Genomic DNA, 19820 nt, shown 5'->3' on the forward strand with positions numbered 1-19820 from the left:
TGTCAGCGGGTGACGGCCATGCGGCTATTTGCCACTGGCAGGTGATAATGCGGGCTCATCCCGAACAGTGTTGCGCAGCAACCCGACACCATTGATCTCGACTTCAACAAGATCGCCGTCGTTGAGAAACTCAGGTGGATTGCGAGTGGAGCCAAAGCCTGATGGTGTGCCGGTGGCAATGATGTCTCCGGCATTCAGTGGTGTGAATGACGAAAAGTAGGCAATGAGCCAAGGAATATCGAAAATCATCTGACCCACACCGATGGATTGCTTGACCACTCCATTTACGCGGGTTTGCAGGGTCAGTTCATTGAGGTTCGGCACCTCATCGGCAGTAATGAGCCAAGGACCCATGCTGCCGCTTTTGTAGAAGTTCTTGCCGGGCGTGAATTGGGTCGAATGCTTTTGCCAGTCGCGCACGCTACCGTCATTGAAACACGAGTATCCGGCGACATGATTCATCGCATGGGCACGTTCGATCTTGTAGCCAGGCCTGCCGATGATCACGGCAAGCTCGCCCTCGAAGTCATATTTTTGCGTGAGGGACGATTTCCGTAAAGGCTCGCCATGTCCCACGACGGAATCGGAAAACCTCGTAAAAACAAGTGGAAAACTAGGTTCTGGCTTGCTTTCCAACGATGGCTCGCGGAAATTGGTTGCCACGCAGAGGATTTTGCCGGGGTTGGGAATGGGCGCAAGCAGCTCGACGCTGGCAAGCGGAATGCGTGCATTTCCGTCGTCCGCTGCAAGAGCGTTTAACACACCCTTGGCAATAGCTGACCTGAGATCAGCCGGTGCGTTTTTTGAATGGTTAAGCCTGATGACGACATCGTCATCAACCACGCCATAGCCGCACTCGCCATCTACCGCGAAGCTGACCAGTTTCATCTGCAGAGCCTTCCCAACAGTGTCCGTTCTTACCGGTCACCGTCAGGTGCATAACCATAATTTCGAAATTCTGAAAGGAATATTTGTTAGAAAATCGCCCAAAATTCGCAAAATGCGATGTTGCTTCATGAATTGTGCAGAAATTTCGAAAAACTGAAATAAGCGAGTCGTAGGGGGGCGATACCTTGGCTCGAGGTTGATGGGGCTGTCGCGCGACTAAGCGACCTTCACGGCCCCGATCAGCAGGCCGTTGTGCAAGACATTCTGCGCGACCTCACGGATATGACGCTCCATGATGTCCTTGGCATTTTGAACATCGCGCGAGATCACTGCCTCCATCATCACGCGATGCTCACTTGATTTTTTGCGTGGCTCTTTTCGGACGATTGCAGAAATTCTGCGATATCTGCGTGCCCGTTCAAAGAGCAGATGGCGTAGTTCGCTCAAGGTAGGGGATTCGGCTGCTGCAACCAGCGCGTCATGGAACTGCATATGCAGATCATCCCAATCCGGCGTGGTCCGCAATTCTTCACCCATCGAATCTTCCAGCCGGTCGAGCCGATGAAAGGCAGCTAATATGTTTGCTTCCCAATCAGCCTTGCCGCGGGTCATTGCTCGTTCGAGGCACTCCAGTTCGAGCACAACACGGGCATCTGCAATATCCAGAAGATCTTCCTCGGATATCGGGGAGACATAGAAGCCGCGCTGACCTTCAGTGGTTACAAGTCCTTCCGACGCTAGTCGGGAAAGGGCTTCACGCAGCGTGGAATAGCTCACTCCATAGAAGCCCCGTAACGCTTCAAAACGAAGCTTTTCGCCTGGCTTGTGCACGCAAGTGATGATGTCTTCCCGCAGGCGCCGCAACACGTCGGTAGCCAAGGTTCCCCCCGAAAGCGAATGGGACCGGGCCGGAGTTACGCTAAGTGCCGCCAAGAAAACCTCGTCTGATCAGATGCGCAAGACGGTTGCGCTCCGGTGCGCGATCAGGTTCACCCGACCGTCGCCTCTTCTTTGACCATACGATTTACGATGCGGCGTGCCAAGACAATGGCCTTGTCGGCCTTGAGTACGAGTGCAACATCGTCGTCGAGCGTGATGCTGCCGAACCTGTCTAGGTTCATCTGCTGTTTGTCGAGTGTTTCCTCGTCTTCGGCAAAGGCTGCTTGTGTCATGACGTCCCACAGATCGCGAACGCTGCCGTCGCCGCGATTCTTGTAGACCGACTGCGCCCAGAAGTAGTGCGAAGTGGTCCGGGTCGCAGGCGTGAGAATATTGGTGTTCAGGACAATCGCACCATCGGCTTCCCGGTCGCCGCCTTCTGGCACTGCCCCATGAACTAGGATCATAACGCCGGGCGCTTGCCAGTAGGTTTCGAGGAAGTTGTCAAACAGCGGCACTTCTGGGTCGAGCATGTATCCCGTCCGCAGTGGCGCAGACATGGTGTTCTTGAATGCAAAGAAATCGATGAGCTGACTTTTGCCTACGGCTTTGACGGTGCGGTCTGAGCCAAGAATTCCGCCGTTATCAAAGGTTTTGGCGTGAACGAACGCAGTATGGGTCAGATCCATCAGGTTATCGACTGCCAGCATGTAACCTGCGTTGAGGTGGATTACATTTGGTCCGGCCACACCCCAGGTTTCGGATGGCTCAAGGCAGCTGAAATCAAGACCGGCCAGATAGCCGGCGCCTGTCTCAAACGCGGGTAGAGGGGTTTCGTCGGCCAGCGCCGTTTCCCCCGGCCAAACCCAGATAAGGCCATGCTGTTCGCGAACGGGATAAGCAGTTGCGCACGCGTTGGCCGGAATTTCAGGCTGACTGGGAATCTCGCTGCATTTGCCGTCTGTTTCAAATACGAGCCCATGATAAGCGCAGCGCAGACCCGGCCCTTCGATGTTTCCTTCTGATAGCGGGAAAAGCCGGTGAGGGCAGCGATCCAAGAGAATGCCAACTTCTCCATCGCCAGTCCGGAAAATAGCCATTGGAAGTTCGCAGATTGTTCGAGCCAGAATGCTGCCCGCCTGCACTTCAGATGTCGTCGCTGCTACATACCAGCAATTCTTCGGAAACATCTTGGATCTCCAACCCGTCGTCGGTTCAATTCAGTGTGACTTCAAGCTTCTCGAAGCCTCGCAATATCGCGTTTTGTGCGCGGACAAAGCTGTGAAGCTCGATGCTGTCGACCTGGTCTACGAGTGCCTCGAGAACAGCTGTCAGCTCAAGCATCGCAAGGTTCCCGCCTACGCATCGATGCACGCCCCCACCGAATGCAAGGTGGTCACGGGCATCACGGCGAATGTCGAAGCGGTCAGGCTCTGCGTATCTACGTTCGTCGCGGTTCGCAGCGGCGAGTAGGGTGATGACCCTTGCGCCTTTAGGAACGCCGATGCCGCCGATTTCGACGTCTCGACGTGTAACTCGCGAGAAGCCTAGGGCAGGGCTTTCTATCCGCAGGCTCTCGTTCAGGCAGCGCGGTATCAGTGCTCTGTCGGCCTTGAGTTCGGCCCACTGTGCAGGGTTTGTGGCTAGCAGCCAGATGAGATTGCCGACGGCGAAAATGGTCGTGTCGAGTGAGGGTGAAACATAACCTTGGATGATCGACCGGAACGCTTCGGCGGACAGTTCGCCAGCTTCGACAGTGGACCACAATTGAGCGGCCCAGCTGTCGGGCTTTAGCTTCTGAACCAGTTGAGGGTCTGTAATGTATTCGACCAGGCTGCCCATTATCGGAAAGGCGTCATCGCAAAGCTGAAGCCCGGCGGGAGCCATGCCGTTAAAGGCGGCTCCGGCCCATTCCAGCATTCGTTCTCGACCCTCTTCGGGAAGTCCGACCATTTCTGAAACGACTGTTATCGGAAGAAGCATGGCAATGTCGGCCATCGCATCTATTCGCCCGCGCCGCACAAGCTTCTTCACCCGTTCATGGGCAAGTTCGCGGAGCTGCTGGCGCAGGAGCGCAAGTCGCGCAGAAGCGAGTGGGCGGCCAAGTATCTGGCGAAGTTGCGTATGGTCTGGTGGGTCGCTGGTGAGGACCGTGCCCACCATAAGTGAGTTCATCAGATCATTAAGTGCCACGCCGCTTGCCGAGCTGAAATCTGTCCAGTTGAGCAGCGCATCTTTCAGCTCCTGATGACGTGCGATGGCATAGACGCCGTACTTGTCGAGGTAGCAAACGGGCCCTTCATCACGAATTTGCCGAAAGCACTCGTAAGGATCAGCGCGCACGGAATCTGCAAATGGATCGACGTCGAGCGAGGGCGGGAGCGTGGCAAGATCAACCATGAATTGCGCCGATCAGGACAAACAGCATCGTGGTATCGCGATCGCTACGGTTGCGCCAGGCATGACGAGTACCGCCTTGGACGACCACATCGCCTTGCTTTAGGCAGGTTTCAGCCCCGTCATCCAGTTCGAGCCAGATTTCCCCGTCGAGAACAACATCGTAATCCACGCTGAGCGTGGTGTGGAAACCGCTGCCATCTGGTTCGAAGGCATCGATAAGGCCGGGTAAGTGGACAGCCGCCTCCGCGCCATAGCCTGGACCGTCGAACCTCGGATCAGCGAAGATGGTATCGGGCGGAAAGCGAACGATCATAAGGCGCGTTTCACCGGGGCCGGGTGCTACTTGCGAGCCAGAGACTGGCTGGTCGGCCAACTGCAGGGGCAACTGCACAGAGGCTGCAGTAGCCCAGATCACTGATGTCATATGCCCGGGCCAACCCACATAATCATGGGCATTTTCCGGCTCGCCATCGGCTAAAAATACGGCTTTGCCGTCAATCACGCCAGTAACAACGCGCCGCATCGACTTTTCTCCCAAATTGGGGGAGGCCGCAGCTCTCCCCCTCGATATGCAGACTTTTATGGTCGAGTTAGAAGTCGATTCCAAACCGTGCGTACCATTCACGGGGACGATTTGGGGATGCATAAGTCAGGCCGCCTGATTTTTGCCCCACGCCGTTCACGATGAACCTTTCGTTTGACAGGTTGCTTCCGCCGAACGTCAAGGTCCAGTGATTGCCGCTATCGAACATCAGGCTGGCATTGAATACATCGGTTACCGGCCGTTGCAGCAGGAACGTGCGCTGGGCATCGTTCCACATCGACGACGTATGGGTGTAGTCACCTTGCGCGACTAGCTTGGCGTCTCCGGCGCCAAGAGGCAATTCGATGCGTGGCGAGATGTTGAAGGTGAATTTCGGCACCTTGGGAAGCGTTGACCCTGCGATGGTGCCAAGTTGCACGCTATCGGGACCGGTTGGGCCAACGACCTTCGTCAGCTTTGCGTCCAGATATCCTGCCGACATCGTCAGGCTGATGTCCCGGGTGATTGATGCCGTTACATCTGCCTCGATACCCTTGATATCTGCGACACCGGCATTTTCGATTACCGGGTTGGTGCCGCGCTGGAAGAGCAACTGGATGTTGCGGTAGTCGGTTTTGAACGCAGCCACGTTGACGCGCAAGCGACGGTTGAGCAGCGTTGTTTTTACACCAATTTCGTAAGTCGTCGCCTGCTCATCATCGAAAGCTGGTGCGACAGCCGTTGGGTTCTGAAGTCGCGTGCTCCATCCGCCAACTTTGTATCCCTCAGTATACGAGCCATACAGCATCGTGTCCTCTGTCGGGTAAAGCTGGACCCCGAACTTCGGCGAGAAGTTTTCAAACTTACGATCAGGCGTGTTGGCCGGATACACCCGAAGTGGTTCAGATGGCACCGGAAAGCCAAGAATGCCTGGGCAAACCGGGACGGAAACCGGGCAATTGAACAGGTCATAGTTGAAGCCGGCAAAATCGGTTTGCCGCGCGTCGAACGCCTTGGTCTCGGAAGTGTAGCGACCACCGACAGTGAAGCCGAGCCAGTCGTTGATGCGCCAGTCAGCCTGTCCGAAGAAGGCGACATTTTCATTGTCCACGTCAATCGGACCGCGAATTTGCAGAAGTCCGTTGCCGATCGTGACATAACTGTCTTCAGCAGCCTTTTCCTTGAAGTAGTAGCCGCCCAGGACATAATTGAGCGTGCCGCCGAGGCTATCGGTCTTACCGATCAGCTGCAGTTCCTGGCTGAACTGGTGCTGCTTGGCCGAGTTGGATACGTGCAGATAGTTTATCGGGGAGTTATCGCCATCAAAACCCGATGCCCAGGTTAGCTCACGGTAACCGGTGATGGACTTGAGTGTGATATCCTTTGAAATGTCCCAGTCGATCGTACTGGAAAAGCCCCATGTCTTTGACTTGGCAAAGCTGTTGCCAGTGGCATAGCTTCGGTTCCAATCGCTGTTTACCCAGCGATCATCGAAGGGAAGGCGATTATTGCTCGGATCGGCATCGGTATTGGCAGCGCCCAGCGGAGGCAGGATGCTGGACGGGTTAAGCTCGGACCCACGTGGCCCGCATATTGACTGCGCGTTGCGCGCAAGAATCTGGGCCTGCGTTGAATTGATGCAGAAGTTGTAAAGCCCGGCGAAGTTGAAGCCAGTTCCTGGCGTCAAAGCTGAACCGGGGACCAGCGGCACCCCTTGACCTGCAAAGCTTCCCGGAAAATCATCCAGCACGTCCAGCACAAGGTTCGGCAGCCCTGAGGTGTTCTGCTTGTAATAGTCACCGGTCAGCGTGACCTTGAAGTTGGGGGCAGCTTCCCACTTCAACTTGCTGCGGATGGACCAATCACTGATGCCACCTTCGCGGTCGGAAGAGCGATAGCCAACCTCTCGATAGAGCGTGTTGGACTCTTGAACGAAAGGCGTTGCTTGCGTGTAGGGAGCGCGTTTGACAAAACCATCGCGGCTATTGCTGGCAAAGGTGAACGAGGATTTTAGCGTTTCGGAGATCGGGATATCAGTTGTCCCGGCCACATCGAGACGGCTGTATTTTCCGGTCGTTACCGATCCCCGGAACCGGAACTCGTCGCCGGGGTCATGGGTGACGATGCTTATTGCGCCACCGATCGTGTTACGACCGAAAAGGGTGCCCTGAGGCCCTTTCAGAATTTCAATGCGTTCGACATCGGGAAGAGAGACGTTCGCACCGACTGTTCGCGCCAGGTATACTCCGTCGACGTAGACCCCGACACCGGGGTCCACATTGACCGCAAAGTCATTCTGGCCGATGCCTCGGATTGTCGCCCCCAGGGCAGCACCCGATCCAGCAAATGGAGTGCCTGCGTCCAAAACGACGCTGGGGGTAATGTTGCCGAGGGCCGACACGTCGGTGATCCCGCGCTCTTGGATGGCTTGTCCACCGAAAGCGGCGATGGCGATGGGAACGTCTTGTACGTTCTGCGCGCGTTTTTGGGCAGTAACAACGATTTCAGCCAGTGAAGGAGTGCCGCCTTCCGTTGGCTGATCCACTCCGGGATCCTGGGCTGCTACTTGGCCCCAAGCTGGCGCGTCCACGCCAATTAGCGACAGCCCGGCAAGCAAAACTGCCTTATGACGAAACATCCCAAATCTCCCCTTTGTTTTTCTATCGATGCCTGTTTCTCACCAAATTTCGGCAAATGCAATAAATTTCGTAATTATATAAGTTTCCGCGGCGTGGAGCGCAAAAGCCTTTATAATAGGGCTTTGGAGGAAATTGGATGAGCCTTGGGCGAGATGGCATTCTAAAATATGTGAAAAATTTCGCAAACACACGACGGTGCTCACCATCATGGGTAGCAAGGCAATCCTGAAAGCCATTGCGACTTAAAGGCACCGCTGCGTTCAACTCCCGGCAACGCAGTTTGTGAAATGGACTCCCTTCTCAAAGCCGCCGCTTCAGAGTTTTCACACATGGGGAATCGCGGGAGCGAGTCATCGAGATGTTTGCGCGCAGGTGTTGAAGAGGAGGTGGCTGCCCCCCGATAAGATGGAAGTACGGGCTCACGACTGGACGCCGGGCCCAAGCATCTAGCGGAGAACAGCCATGGAAGAGTATATCGGACTGGACGTGTCGATGAAAGAGACTGCCGTTTCTAACCGTCGTGAGGGCAAGCGGATTTGGCGCGGCAAGTGCGCGTCAGACCCTGCAGCTTTGGCAAAGCTTGTCAGCAAGCGGGCGCCCTATGCGAAGCGCGTTGTATTTGAGACCGGGCCGCTGTCGGTGTGGTTTTTCCATGCCTTGAAGGCCGAAGGGCTACCAGCGATCTGCATCGACGCACGGCATGCCAAGGCGGCCCTTGATATGGCGCCTAACAAGACCGATGCGAACGATGCCGACGGACTGGCGCATCTGGCCGAGATAGGCTTCTTCCGCGAAGTGCGTGTGAAGGGCTTTGAGAGTATGATTTCACGCACGCGCATGGCCGCCCGCAACAGGCTGCTGAGGATTGCGGTCGAGCTTTCCAACCAGATCCGCGGGCTGATGAAGACGTTTGGCCTGATCGTCCCTTCCGCCAAGGGAGGCAAGTTCGATGAGCATGTTTGTCGTCTACTGGATGGGCGCGGCGACCTTGCACCTATCATGATGCCGATGGTCGCCGGCCCCACAGCGCGTCGATGCTGATCAAGTTGAAATCGCCGGAGGTCCTCTGCGCTGGCTGTATCGGGAGGACGGCCCAGAAAGGCGACAAGGATCGGACGTGGCGAATGTAGTCCTTCTGAGTATGCGCCCCCAAGCCTCGAATCTTCACATCCTGCAACATCCGCTGGCGCAGCGAACCGCTTGACGCGGTGGTAATCGTGGTATCCATGGTGAGTTCCTTTGCGTTCAAGGAACCTCACAATCTCATGGCGACTCCGCGTCGCTCAACACCGTGCCATTACGCCGCAACCTCGCGCCAAACGCCACTCCCGCGCAACGGGTTCGTCCTTGTCCCAGCCCCCGTCATAAGCGGACTGACCGCTCATTGGCGCTCTATTTTCCTAATTGGACGGCCTGGATTGGCGCACATTCGCCAATCGGAAATCACCAATTTCGGCCACTAGCGGCGCATTATTGCGTCGATACCATTAAAATCGGTGCCGCGTGGCTACGCCGTTTCACGGAGTTCCTGGCAATCACTGTCGGATTGGCCAGGCGTCCGACAACCGCCGCCGAAATGTTTCGTTCAGGGGTTACCCGGACCCGTGGACGCTTCCGGATTCTCGCGCCGCTGCAATTCGTTCTCCACCGCCTCGCGGATGAACAAGGCAAGCCTGCGGTTGCCGACAAGCGCCTCGATACGACGGATCGTGTCGGTAGTTAGCCTGATCGTCGTCGGCTTCATTCCAAGTGGCGGGCGTCCCATCGACTTGTCGCTATCGGGTAGAATCTTAATTTCCAAATCAAACCTATTGACGCCACCGTTTATTTGAATATACGCCATCGTTTACTGATTAAACGATGGCGTATATGATGCAGCGGCTTTCTCGAAGGGCCATTGCGCAATCGGCATCGCGAATCACGTGGGAGTGCCGGGACCGTTCCGTATCCGCCCGTCATATCTCGCCTTCTTGCGATGGATGCGGAACGGAGGTGCGTATGCTTGTCTCCAAATCTCGCCGCGCCCTGCTGTGCGGATTGGCTATCGCGCCGGTCGCCGCGTCGGCGATTGCCTCGCCCTGGGGTGGCGCACTGTCGGCGCTTCACCAACGCTACGAAGACGAACCCGCGACACTTGTGCGGACGAGAGGGGGACGAAGCATGAGCCGCTTCCGCTATCACAATGCGGAACGGTGGATGACCACGCTGGAAGCGGATTTCCTCACCGAGCCGCGACATGCAAAGGAAGCGCTACATCAGGCCGGTTTCGTGACCCAGCAGGCCCTGTGCGCCTATCTGCTGGATATGGGCTTTGCCGATGCGTGGAACGCGAGCCACATTAAGCAGGACATCGCCAAGGCACTTGCCTACTCCAATGCGTGCGGCTTTGGCCATGACTGCCCTGACATGGCGCGGCTGGCGACGGTTCTCTCGCCCTATTGGAAATGGGGCTATCATTATCATGATTGGGAGGAAGACCGGCCCCGCACGGGCGGCTTCATTCCCGCCATGATTACGCCCCTTGTGCGTACCCTGGTGGATCGCGTCCATGACGTGACCGGTCACCCGCGCCCAAAAGGTTGCCAGCGCCGCCCACAGGGGGCGCGGTCATGATGCTGCGCACCGATGCCGACCATCTGCCTGCACCGATCCGCGAGGAGCTTCTTCACGTCACCACGATCCTGTTCGAGGCGTTCGAGGAAACGACCAAAGGCCGTTGCTCCGAACATTTCCGGGCGGGCCGCATCCTAACCGTGATCCTGCATGGCCCACATACCGAGAATGGTTGGGAAGAGGTCGCGCCGGGGGAAGCGTTCCGGCTGCTGGCGATCGTCAACTATTCCCGCCTTGCCCGCAGCGAACGCGACTGGCGGCTGGTGCGTGACCGTCTTCGTCGCGCGTGGGAGCATGGCGAAATTACCCGGCCGGTACGGCTGTCTATGGAGAGCCTTGAGCGGATGAACGGCGCTCTTGTCGAAGGCGTCCCGCATTTCGTCACCATCGCAGAGCAGGGTATCGTGCTCTACCAGATGGATGGCTTGCGGCTGAAAGAGCCGCGCCACCTTCCGGTGCGGGAACGGGCTATCCGGGGCGTGGCGGAGTTCATCCGGTGGCATAATCGCGGAACCGGATTTCTGGACGGTGCGGCTTTTTATCGGCACCGGGGCGATGGGCCGATGGCAGCGCTGATGCTGCATCAAGCCTGCGAGCATTTCTATCTGTGTGTGTTGCGGTCGATCAGCCTTCACGCCCCGCGCACCCATGCGCTCGATGAACTGCGCGAGGCGGCGGAGGCGCTGGACCCGCACCTATGTTCGGCATGGCCGCGAGACAGCCGCTTCGAGCGGCGCGCGTTCGGCTGTATCCGCCGAGCCTATGTCGAAGCCCGCTATGGGCAATCTTACCGCATTTCGGACGAGGAACTGGCATGGGCGTTCGCGCGGGTGAAGATATTGCAGGTACGGGCAGCGTTCGCCTGCGCGGATCATCAAGCTTTGCTTGCCGAAAGCCTGCCAGCGCCAATGCTCCCGCCACCGGCAGAGCCGACGACAGCGATAGACCTTTCCCAGCCTGCTCGCCGCGCCAATATGCTGCAACGGACATGGCGGATTGTGCGACGTATCGCCCCGCCACAGGGCCGATGGAATCCGCTCGTTCCCGTTCGCCGGTACTGGCGCTCCGACAGGTGCAGGGACTGGGTTGACCATATGCCCTTGGCGATTGTCTGCCTGTGCTTCTTCATGGCGGGTGCCGAGGCAACGCTATGGCGGGTAAAGTCCGCGCAGGCCGTCCGTTCCGAACCCGCCGACCTGTCCGCCGTGCTGGACTTCGACGTGCGCGCGGACACGGTGCTTGGCGCGGTCATGGGGGTTGCGCAGAGGGCGGGCTACCGAGTCAAAGCCAACGACGACATTTGGACTGTGCGGTGGACCGGAGCCTATCGCGCCAAAGCGACGACCTTCGACGCACTCGCGGACATTCTCTATGGCTCCGGCCTGTGCCCTGCGATCCGGGAAGACTTCATCACCGTGCGCTATTGCGACAAGAGCCGCCCGCCAATGGCGGCGATGGTCGAGTATCAGGCAGAACCAGACAGCAATGTGCGCTTGTCAGTTTCGCGCTAACCTCCGTCCTGTTCCGCCTCGAAGGCCCGCTTACCTTTGCGCTTCCAAAGGGCAAGCGCGTTGGCGCGTTCCTCGCCGCGCAACCGGTCGGCAACCGTGAGGAACGCGCCGTAGAGCGTCGCCCGGTCATCATTGGTCAGATCGATAAGGCCCGCCTTGATGACGAGGCCGCCCATTTCGATCAGATGCCGCGTTCTCTCCCGCCGCTTGACCTGCCAGTCCCGCATGTCGGTTCGCGCTTTCCGAGCCTCAAGCCGATGCCGCGCTGCCGTCGAGCGGGAGAGTGCCGCTTTGCTGGCCAGAAGATCCGCCCGCAGGCTTGCCGCCCTTGCCGAGAAAGAACGCCGCGCCCGCCTTGCGCCAGCCCTCCTTCGTCGCGGCGTCTTTCACCGTGACGGCATGGAGCAGCGCCCCGGCCAGCACATCGGCGTCGAGCGCATCGGCCCCGGTCGCCGTCACCAGTTCGCCAAGCTGGCGCACGCGCCGCTCCCTGAGCGCCTTGGCCTTGTCGGCCAGGGCTTTGAGTTCCGAATCAAAATCGCGGGGCTTGCGCATCGTAAAGTCTCCATTGAGTGACGATGAGGCTATGATAAGATGATCTTGCCCGCTGCGCAGTAGAGTCGCCGGGACAGCCTGACACTGCCTAGTCCCGTCCGAGAAATTTTCGAGAAGGGCGCGCTTATACGTCGTTCCGACGTGCGCTTGTGCGGGGTAGATGGACGATCGTCATGGCGATTTTCCATTTCTCCGTGCAGGTCATCAGTCGCGCGGCGGGCCGTTCCGCCGTCTCCGCTGCCGCCTATCGTGCGGGCGAACGCCTGCACGACGAGCGCCTTGATCGCGACCATGATTTCCGTGCCCGCTCCGGCGTCGAGCATAGCGAAATACTGTTGCCGGAGGGCGCGCCGGAACAATGGCGCGACCGCGAACGCCTCTGGAATGATGTCGAGGTATTCGAGAAGCGCAAGGACGCCCAGCTTACCCGCGAGGTCGAGTTCGCCATTCCGCGCGAAATGTCCAAGGCGCAGGGCATCGAACTGGCCCGCGATTTCGTATCCGCCGAGTTTGTCGATCGCGGCATGATCGCCGACCTCAACGTGCATTGGGATATAGGCGCGGACGGCCAACCCAAACCGCACGCCCATGTCATGCTTACCATGCGGGAGGTTGTGCAGCACGAGGACGGCACCGCTGGCTTCGGGGCGAAGGTGCGCGAATGGAACGATCATGAAAATGTCGAGCGCTGGCGCGAACGCTGGGAGAGTCACGTCAACGTGCGCCTTGCCGAACTCGACATAGACGCGCGCATCGATCGCCGCAGTCTGGCCGATCAGGGCATCGACCTTGAGCCACAAAGCAAGATCGGCGGCCCCGCGCACCGGATGGACGCCCAGGGGCTGGAAGCCGACCGCGCCGAGATGCACCGCGAGATCGCGCGGGAGAATGGCGAACGCATCATCGCCGATCCCGGCATCGCGCTCAACGCCATTACTCACCAACAGGCGACGTTCACCAACCGCGATATGGCGATGTTCATCCACCGGCATAGCGACGGGCACGAGCAGTTCAACGCCGCCATCCGCGCGGTACGCGGTTCGCCGGACCTGATCGCCCTGGGCAAGGACGGGCGCGGCGACGAGCGGTTCACGTCGCGCGATATGATCGAGACCGAACAGCGGATGAGCCGCGCCGCTGACCGGCTTGCGATGGACCGGAGCGATGGTCTCTCGGCGGCTGCGACCTACGCCAGTCGCGCCGCCGAGAGGGGTGGCCTTGCCCTGGGAGCAGAGCAGGAAGCCGCGCTGCGCCATATAACCGGTGGACGCGGATTGTCACTGGTGCTGGGTTATGCCGGGACCGGCAAAAGCGCCATGCTGGGCGTGGCCCGCGACGTGTGGGAAAGCGCGGGGCTGAATGTGCGCGGCGCAGCGCTTGCGGGCATCGCCGCCGAGGGGCTGGAGAACGGCTCCGGCATCGCGTCGCGCACCATCGCTGCACTTGAACATGGCTGGGCGCAGGGTCGCGATCTTCTGACCGACCGCGACGTTCTGGTGATTGACGAGGCGGGCATGGTCAGTACGCGCCAGATGGAGCGTGTCCTGTCCCATGCCGCCGAGGCTGGCGCGAAGGTCGTGCTTGTCGGCGATCCACAGCAATTGCAGTCGATCGAGGCAGGCGCAGCGTTCCGCGCGATCCATGAGCGCCATGGCGGCGTGGAGATCACCCAGGTTCGCCGCCAGCATGAAGGATGGCAGCAGAATGCTACCCGGCATCTGGCGACCGGCAGGACCGGCGAGGCGATTGCCGCCTATGCCGACAAGAACATGGTGCATCAGGCCGAGACACGCGAAGACGCGCGGCGTGAGCTGGTCGAGCGTTGGGATCGCGAGCGGCAAGCCAATCCCGATGCGAGCCGCATCATCCTGACCCACACCAATGCGGAGGTGCGCGAAATCAATGATGCCGCGCGCGCGGCGATGCGAAGCGCAGGTGAATTGGTCGACGAGCGCCAGGTGAAGACCGAGCGCGGTGACCGTCTGTTCGCGTCGGGCGATCGCATCATGTTCCTGCGCAACGAACGCAGCCTTGAGGTGAAGAACGGCACGCTGGGCACCATCGAACATGTGAGTGAAGGACGTATGTCCGTCCGCACCGATGACGGGCGTGTCGTATCGTTCGACACCAAGGATTATCGCGACCTCGACCATGGCTATGCCGCTACCATCCACAAGGCGCAGGGCATCACCGTGGATAGGGCGCATGTGCTGGCGACGCCGGGGATGGATCGTCACGGGGCTTATGTTGCCATGTCCCGTCATCGTGACGGCATGGCGCTCCATTATGGCCGCGACGATTTCCGCGATCAGTCCCGGCTTGTTCGCACGCTCAGCCGTGAGCGCGGCAAGGATATGGCGACCGACTACCAGAAGGAAGACCCCGCAAGGGAATATGCCGAGCGGCGCGGTATCACCTTTGGCGAGCGGATCGCGGAAATCGTCAGGCCCATGGTCGAGAAAGCGCGCGGGATTTTCGACAATTTCCGGCCCACTATTCCGCCGCAGCAGGAACGCGACATATTTGCGGGCTTCCAGCCCAAGGCTGAGTCGCCCGCGCAGGAGCGGGCCGTTCAGCGCCAGCCCGAACATGACGCGCAGCCGCTTCGGGCTGGCGGCGTACGCGGCGCGGTGGAGCGCTACGCCAAGGCATGGCAATCGATCCAGCAGACGCGCGCGCAAGGTTTGGACGCCATGCCGCACCAGCGCGAGTCGCTCGACAAGGCGCGCGATGTTCTGGACGCCATCCGGCCCGAAGGTTCGTCCGACCTAAATAGCGCGTTCCATAACAGCCCGGAGCTTGTCCGCGAGACTGCCGAGGGGCGCGGCCAGGCCGCCGTGCGGGCGATGCAATTGGAGACCGAAATCCGCATGGACCCCTTCCAGCGGGCCGACAGGTTCGTGGAAGGGTGGCAGCAATTGCAGCGCCATCATGCCGAGCTTGTGCGCGACGGCAATTTCCGGGGCGCGAAAAGTGCCGCGCAGCAGATGGCGGGCATGGCGAAAAGCCTTGAGCGCGACGCTCAGCTTGAATCGGTGCTGGGCCTGCGCAGCCGTGAACTTGGGCTTGAGATCGGCCAGCAGGGGGCGCGCAGCCTCTCCCACGACCTCGCATCCTCCATCCCCTTCGATCACGGACGCGACATCAGTCGCGGCATGAGCCGCTAACCCCAAGGAGACCATGACATGGACGACGAGCAGAGCCTTTTGAACGAATCGGCCCCCGAACCCCAGCCCAATGCCGCCGCCGAAGCTTTCGCGCACCTCTCGGAGCGCGTGGCTGTTATGGAGGAACGGCTTGAAGGGCGCATGGCCGTGGTGGCCCGCGCGCTTGAGCATATCGCCATCGAGAAGCAGAGCCTCGAATTCCCCGACTATGGCCCGACGCTTGCCAAGATGAACGGCTATCTCGCAACGCTGGCAGGATATACGCAGAAGATCATGGATGCGCCCGCCATGCAGTTGACGCCGGAGAGCATGGCGGAGCGGATCGACGTTGCGGCGGATGCCGCACGAGCGACGGACAAGGCGACCATCAAGAAATCGCTGGAATTGCATCATCAAGCCCATGCGGATCAGATGCGCGCGATCGGCACCGTTCGCACCAAGCGGGAACAGCGTTGGCAAATGTTCTATTGCGGCAGCGGCGCGGCGCTAGCCGTGTCGCTTCTCTGGCTGATATATCCCGGCTGGGCGGCCAGCATCGGCCCGCAAAGCTGGCTTTGGCCGGAACGGGTGGCCCGTCGCACACTGGGCGAGGCATCGCTATGGGACGCAGGAATCCGCATGATGCGCGCCGGGGACCCGGAAGGCTGGCAGGCGATCGTGGATGCCGCCGACCTGGCGCGGGAGAACCGCGAGGCCATCGACGCATGCGAGCGGCAGGCAGCCAAGACTAATCAGTCAGCTCGATGCATTATTAAAATCGAAATGCGAAGCAAGAATTAGAGTCAGTTCACCACCTTTTTCAAAAGAGCTACAAAGCCCAGTCGATTGCTATTGCGTTTGCTTGCTCTAAAACCAGATCGACTGCCGCTTTTTGCAAATCGGGCGGATAGCCATAGCGGGCCAGCAACTTGCGAACCTCGATCCGCATTTTAGCGCGGACACTTTCTTTTTGCGTCCAATCGACAGTCACGGTGCTGCGAATTGCTTTGACCAATAGTTGCGCAAGGGTGCGAAGCGTCTCGCGTTCCATCAAATCCCTTGCTGATCCATTCTCAGCCAAGGCATCGTAAAATGCCAGCTCTTCTGGGGCCATGCCCAGCTCTTCGCCGCGCTTGGCGGACGCGGCCACTTCCCGGGCAAGCGAAATCAACTCATCGATCACCTGCAAGCTGTCCACTGCGCGATTGTGATACCTGGTCAGCACATCGTCGAGTCTCTCACTGAGCTTTCGCGCCTCGACGATGTTCAGTCGTTCGCGCGCCTTGATGTTTCCTTGCAAAAGCCGCCGCAGCGTTTCTACTGCCAAATTGGGCTGCTTGGTTTGCTTTACTTCCAGCAGGAAGTCATCGGACAGTATCGCAAGATCAGGCTGCTCAAGCCCCGCGTCCTTGAACACGTCAAGAATGCCATCTGACATTACGGCTTGCGACATGAGCTGGCGGATTTCCTGCTCGATCGCATGCCTGCCGCGCCCGCCCTTGCCAGCCGTATATTTGACGAGGTTCGCCCGCAATGCGACGATCAGGGCAACTTCCTGCCGTTTGGCAGAGGCGCGTTCGTCACCCGCCGCGATGGCAAAGGCTGCTTCGGCTTGGGTCGCCAGATCAACGAACTCCGCACGGTGATCGCTGGACAGGATTTCCTCAAGGCATTGTTTAAGGATGGTTAGGCGGGCTGTTGGCTCAGCATCAAAAAACGCATTCCAGTTGACCTTGCCGAGCAAGGCAAGTGCAGATTCAACCTTGCTGAGAAGCTGGCGCACTGCCTCATCCATGTTGAGGCTGACCTGCTCCTGATCGCGCGCGCTGTACTGCGCCAGCGCCGCGCGTAACTCTGCACCTATGCCGAGATAATCGACGATTAGGCCGCCGGGCTTAGAACCGAACACGCGATTGACGCGTGCGATGGCTTGCATGAGGCCATGCCCGCGCATCGGCTTGTCGATATAGAGGGTATGGAGCGAAGGCGCGTCAAAGCCCGTCAGCCACATGTCTCGCACGATCACGAGGTCAAAGCCGGACTTGGGATTTTTGAAACGGTCTGCAATTTCTTCCAGCCGCGACTTTGTGCGGATGTGGGGCTGCATGGCTTGAGGATCGGCATTGTTGCCGGTGATGACGACTTTCATCATGCCGTCACCATCATTCGCCGGATCAGCGCCAACCCACGCCGGGCGCAAACGGGCGATCTCATCATAAAGGGCAACAGCGACTTGGCGACTGATCGCCACGATCATGCCCTTGCCGCCGCCCATTGCAACCTTGCGTTCCTCGAAATGCGCAACGATGTCAGCGGCAACGGTTTCGACCCGCTCCTTGGAGCCGACAATTTCCTCAAACCGGCTAAACTTTGCCTTCAACTGTTCGGCGGCGCGCACGTCGCTGCCTTCCGTCAGTTCTTCGGCAAGCGCGTCCAGCTCTTCGCGTTGCTCCGCATCGAGCCGAAGCATCAGCTTGGCGAGCCGGGCAGAATAGTGGATCGGCACCGTCGCTTTGTCGATGACCGATTGGGTCATGTCGTAAGTGTCGATCACGTCGCCAAACACCGCCGCTGTGCTGCGATCCTTTTCGTCAATCGGCGTGCCGGTGAAGCCGATGAACGTGGCGTGGGGCAGGGCTTGGCGCAGATATTCAGCGAAGCCTACTTCTTCGCGCACTTCATCGCCGCGAGTCACAAAGCGGCGGTTGAGGCCGTATTGCGAACGGTGCGCTTCATCGGCGATCACGATCACGTTGCTGCGATCAGTCAGCAACGGGTGCTCACCATCGTCACCGCGAAACCGCTGTATGGTCGTGAACACCAGCCCGCCAATATCAACCTTGAGCAGTTCCCGCACCGCCGCCACTGTTTCAGCGTTGCGCGGCTCACCACGAATGGCGCTACCGTGGGCGGTGAAGGTCTTGAAGAGCTGATCCTCCAAATCGTTGCGGTCCGTCACCACAACAATTGTCGGATTTTTCAACTTCTTCGCCAGTTGAAGCTGGCGGACATAGAACAGCATGGTCAGCGATTTGCCGCTGCCTTGCGTATGCCAGATCACGCCGCCCTTGCGGTGTCCGCCTTCGCCCGCCGCTTTTACGGTCGATGTCAGCGCCCGACGCACGGCATGGAACTGGTGATAGCCTGCCAGCTTCTTCGATTTGACCACACCATCGGCCATTTCAAAGGCCGTGTAATCGAACGCCAGGTCCAGCAGCCGCGACGGATCGAGTGCGCCCTTGATGAGCACTTCCAGTTCTGCCCGGCCAAAGTCGTCATGCTTTTCGCCGTCGATGGTCCGCCACGGCTGGAAACGGTCCAGCCCGGAAGTCAGCGAGCCGATGCGCGCTTCCATCCCGTCGCTGATGACCAGCGCCGCGTTGAAGCGGAACAGTTCTGGCGCCTTGTTCTTGTAGTTTTGAAGCTGCTCGTGCGCCCGATCCATCGTGGCGTTTTCATCGGCAGGATTTTTCAATTCCAGCACTGCCAGCGGCAAGCCGTTAATGAACAGAACGATGTCCGGCCTGATCGTATGCCGCTCAGCTTGCACGACAAACTGGTTGGCAGCGATGAAGCTGTTGTTGTCCGGCTTCTTCTGATCGATCAAACGCAAGCGAACAGTCCGGCTTTCGCCATTCTCGTTCAATTCCACTGGCACGCCGAAGACCAGCAGCTCATGGAAGGCCCGGTTGTTTTCCAGCAAATTCTGGGTTGGCGCGGCCAATACCGCCCGAACGGCCGCTTCAACCAGCGTTGAAGTTGCATCGGGATTGAGCGTAGCAAGCGCATCGCGGAGTTGCCCCTCCAGCACCGTCTGCTTGTAGTTGGTGCGGGCACTCATGGGGCCATCGGGTGCCAGATAATCACCTGGCAGCACCTGCCACCCGGAAAGATCGAGCCAGCTCAGTGCCGCCAGTTCAACCGCGCCCTCGTTGAATCGGCTTGGGGGTGAAGCGCCGCCGGTGGGGTAGGTCATGCGGCGGCTTCCAGTTCACCATCGGCGGGGTTGGTCAGCCGCCATTCGGTCAGTGCCGCCTCATATTGTGTGGCATCCAGCGTGAACAGGATGCGGCTTGGTTCAAAAATCGACCCAGCGATTTCAACCAGCTCATATTCGCTGTCAAGATTGTCGTTGAATGCGCCTGCCAAATCATAGGATGGGCCGGACGCTGCTTCGAAATCTTTTGATGGACGGCTCCAAGCGACATCGAGCAGGAACGACACCAGCGCATCGCACAACCCGCCAAGCATGTAAGCGTGCTGGCGCTGCAGCACGGCCCAATCGAGCGCGCCGCCGTGGCGCATGTTGGGAATGTTGCTCAGACGGGCAAGCGCGGTGGTCGTTTCTTCAATGCCCTTGATGAGTGCGGACAACTCCTCATGGATTTTGTCGCCGTCCGGGTGATCGGTCATCGTGAAGTCGAAGGCTTCAATAACCTTGGTCATGCGACCGGGAAGGCCATCGCGGCCAAACTCGATATTCAGAGACAGTCCGATGGATGCTTGCGCAGCCTCAAAGATTGTGCGGACGCTGGCAAGGCAAGTGTCGGGCAGTTGCTCGATGCGCTGTTCCAGCGCCCGGACGTGCAGCTCAAGATTGCCGGCCTGCTCCGGGTGCCCCTCGATGAGGTTGCGAAGGAGCTGGAGCTGATAGGCCATGCGTTCC

General features: G+C 59.1%; 15 protein-coding genes and 1 pseudogene. 5 read left to right on the plus strand and 11 right to left on the minus strand.

Annotation, left to right across the window (positions count from 1 at the left end):
- Positions 1-24 precede the first annotated feature (24 nt).
- The 6 genes from AC07X9_RS02840 to AC07X9_RS02865 all read right to left on the minus strand — a co-directional run bounded on the left by AC07X9_RS02840 (position 25) and on the right by AC07X9_RS02865 (position 7328).
- Positions 25-888, minus strand: a complete 864-nt coding sequence (locus AC07X9_RS02840; RefSeq protein WP_086485456.1) for a fumarylacetoacetate hydrolase family protein — start codon at positions 886-888, stop codon at positions 25-27.
- 216 nt (positions 889-1104) lie between these two features.
- A complete protein-coding gene (locus tag AC07X9_RS02845; protein WP_254908027.1) occupies positions 1105-1767 on the minus strand; it encodes an FCD domain-containing protein in 663 nt (220 codons plus the stop codon).
- A 110-nt stretch (positions 1768-1877) separates the two neighbouring features.
- Entirely contained in the window at positions 1878-2957 is a 1080-nt protein-coding gene (locus AC07X9_RS02850; protein WP_086485458.1) for a Rieske 2Fe-2S domain-containing protein, read from the minus strand.
- 25 nt (positions 2958-2982) lie between these two features.
- Positions 2983-4167, minus strand: coding sequence for a cytochrome P450 (locus tag AC07X9_RS02855; RefSeq protein WP_086485459.1), 1185 nt, complete (start codon positions 4165-4167; stop codon positions 2983-2985).
- On the minus strand, positions 4160-4690 hold the full coding sequence (locus AC07X9_RS02860; protein ID WP_086485460.1) for a cupin domain-containing protein: 531 nt from the start codon (positions 4688-4690) through the stop codon (positions 4160-4162). The genes AC07X9_RS02855 and AC07X9_RS02860 overlap by 8 nt, the downstream gene beginning before the upstream one ends.
- Positions 4691-4757: 67 nt before the next feature.
- Complete coding sequence (locus tag AC07X9_RS02865) at positions 4758-7328, minus strand: TonB-dependent receptor (protein ID WP_086485461.1); 2571 nt, start codon at positions 7326-7328, stop codon at positions 4758-4760.
- A 463-nt stretch (positions 7329-7791) separates the two neighbouring features.
- On the opposite strand from AC07X9_RS02865, the pseudogene AC07X9_RS02870 reads away from it, so the two are divergent.
- Positions 7792-8364: pseudogene (locus AC07X9_RS02870) on the plus strand (IS110 family transposase); the annotation flags it as partial.
- Between the two features lie 550 nt (positions 8365-8914).
- On the opposite strand, the gene AC07X9_RS02875 reads toward AC07X9_RS02870, so the two are convergent.
- Complete coding sequence (locus tag AC07X9_RS02875) at positions 8915-9172, minus strand: hypothetical protein (protein ID WP_086485462.1); 258 nt, start codon at positions 9170-9172, stop codon at positions 8915-8917.
- Positions 9173-9489: 317 nt separating this feature from the next.
- Between AC07X9_RS02875 and AC07X9_RS02880 the strand changes: the two genes are divergently transcribed.
- Positions 9490-9942, plus strand: coding sequence for a hypothetical protein (locus AC07X9_RS02880; RefSeq protein WP_495197978.1), 453 nt, complete (start codon positions 9490-9492; stop codon positions 9940-9942).
- Complete coding sequence (locus AC07X9_RS02885; protein WP_086485464.1) at positions 9939-11453, plus strand: HEPN domain-containing protein; 1515 nt, start codon at positions 9939-9941, stop codon at positions 11451-11453. The genes AC07X9_RS02880 and AC07X9_RS02885 overlap by 4 nt, the downstream gene beginning before the upstream one ends.
- Here AC07X9_RS02885 and AC07X9_RS02890 read toward each other — a convergent pair.
- The gene (locus tag AC07X9_RS02890) at positions 11450-11680 is read right to left on the minus strand and encodes a conjugal transfer protein TraD (RefSeq protein ID WP_086485465.1); all 231 of its coding nucleotides are present in this window, start codon (positions 11678-11680) and stop codon (positions 11450-11452) included. The genes AC07X9_RS02885 and AC07X9_RS02890 overlap by 4 nt on opposite strands.
- A gap of 22 nt (positions 11681-11702) precedes the next feature.
- Positions 11703-12008 (minus strand): conjugal transfer protein TraD, encoded by a 306-nt coding sequence (locus tag AC07X9_RS02895; RefSeq protein ID WP_086485466.1) that lies wholly within the window; start codon positions 12006-12008, stop codon positions 11703-11705.
- A gap of 173 nt (positions 12009-12181) precedes the next feature.
- Here AC07X9_RS02895 and traA point away from each other — a divergent pair, with 173 nt between their 5' ends.
- Together traA and AC07X9_RS02905 are read left to right on the plus strand one after the other, a co-directional pair.
- Entirely contained in the window at positions 12182-15175 is a 2994-nt protein-coding gene (gene traA / locus AC07X9_RS02900; protein WP_086485467.1) for a Ti-type conjugative transfer relaxase TraA, read from the plus strand.
- 18 nt (positions 15176-15193) lie between these two features.
- Complete coding sequence (locus AC07X9_RS02905; RefSeq protein WP_086485468.1) at positions 15194-15955, plus strand: DUF6118 family protein; 762 nt, start codon at positions 15194-15196, stop codon at positions 15953-15955.
- A 28-nt stretch (positions 15956-15983) separates the two neighbouring features.
- Here the strand turns inward: AC07X9_RS02905 and AC07X9_RS02910 are convergent, their stop codons facing one another.
- Positions 15984-19130 carry a type I restriction endonuclease subunit R gene (locus AC07X9_RS02910; RefSeq protein ID WP_086485469.1) on the minus strand — a complete coding sequence of 1049 codons (3147 nt, stop codon included), beginning with the start codon at positions 19128-19130 and terminating at the stop codon, positions 15984-15986.
- Positions 19127-19813: an abortive infection family protein gene (locus tag AC07X9_RS02915; RefSeq protein ID WP_086485470.1), complete on the minus strand. Its 687-nt coding sequence runs from the start codon at positions 19811-19813 to the stop codon at positions 19127-19129. The genes AC07X9_RS02910 and AC07X9_RS02915 overlap by 4 nt, the downstream gene beginning before the upstream one ends.
- Positions 19814-19820: the final 7 nt, after the last annotated feature.

The sequence above is a fragment of the Sphingobium sp. GW456-12-10-14-TSB1 genome, from assembly GCF_059424385.1.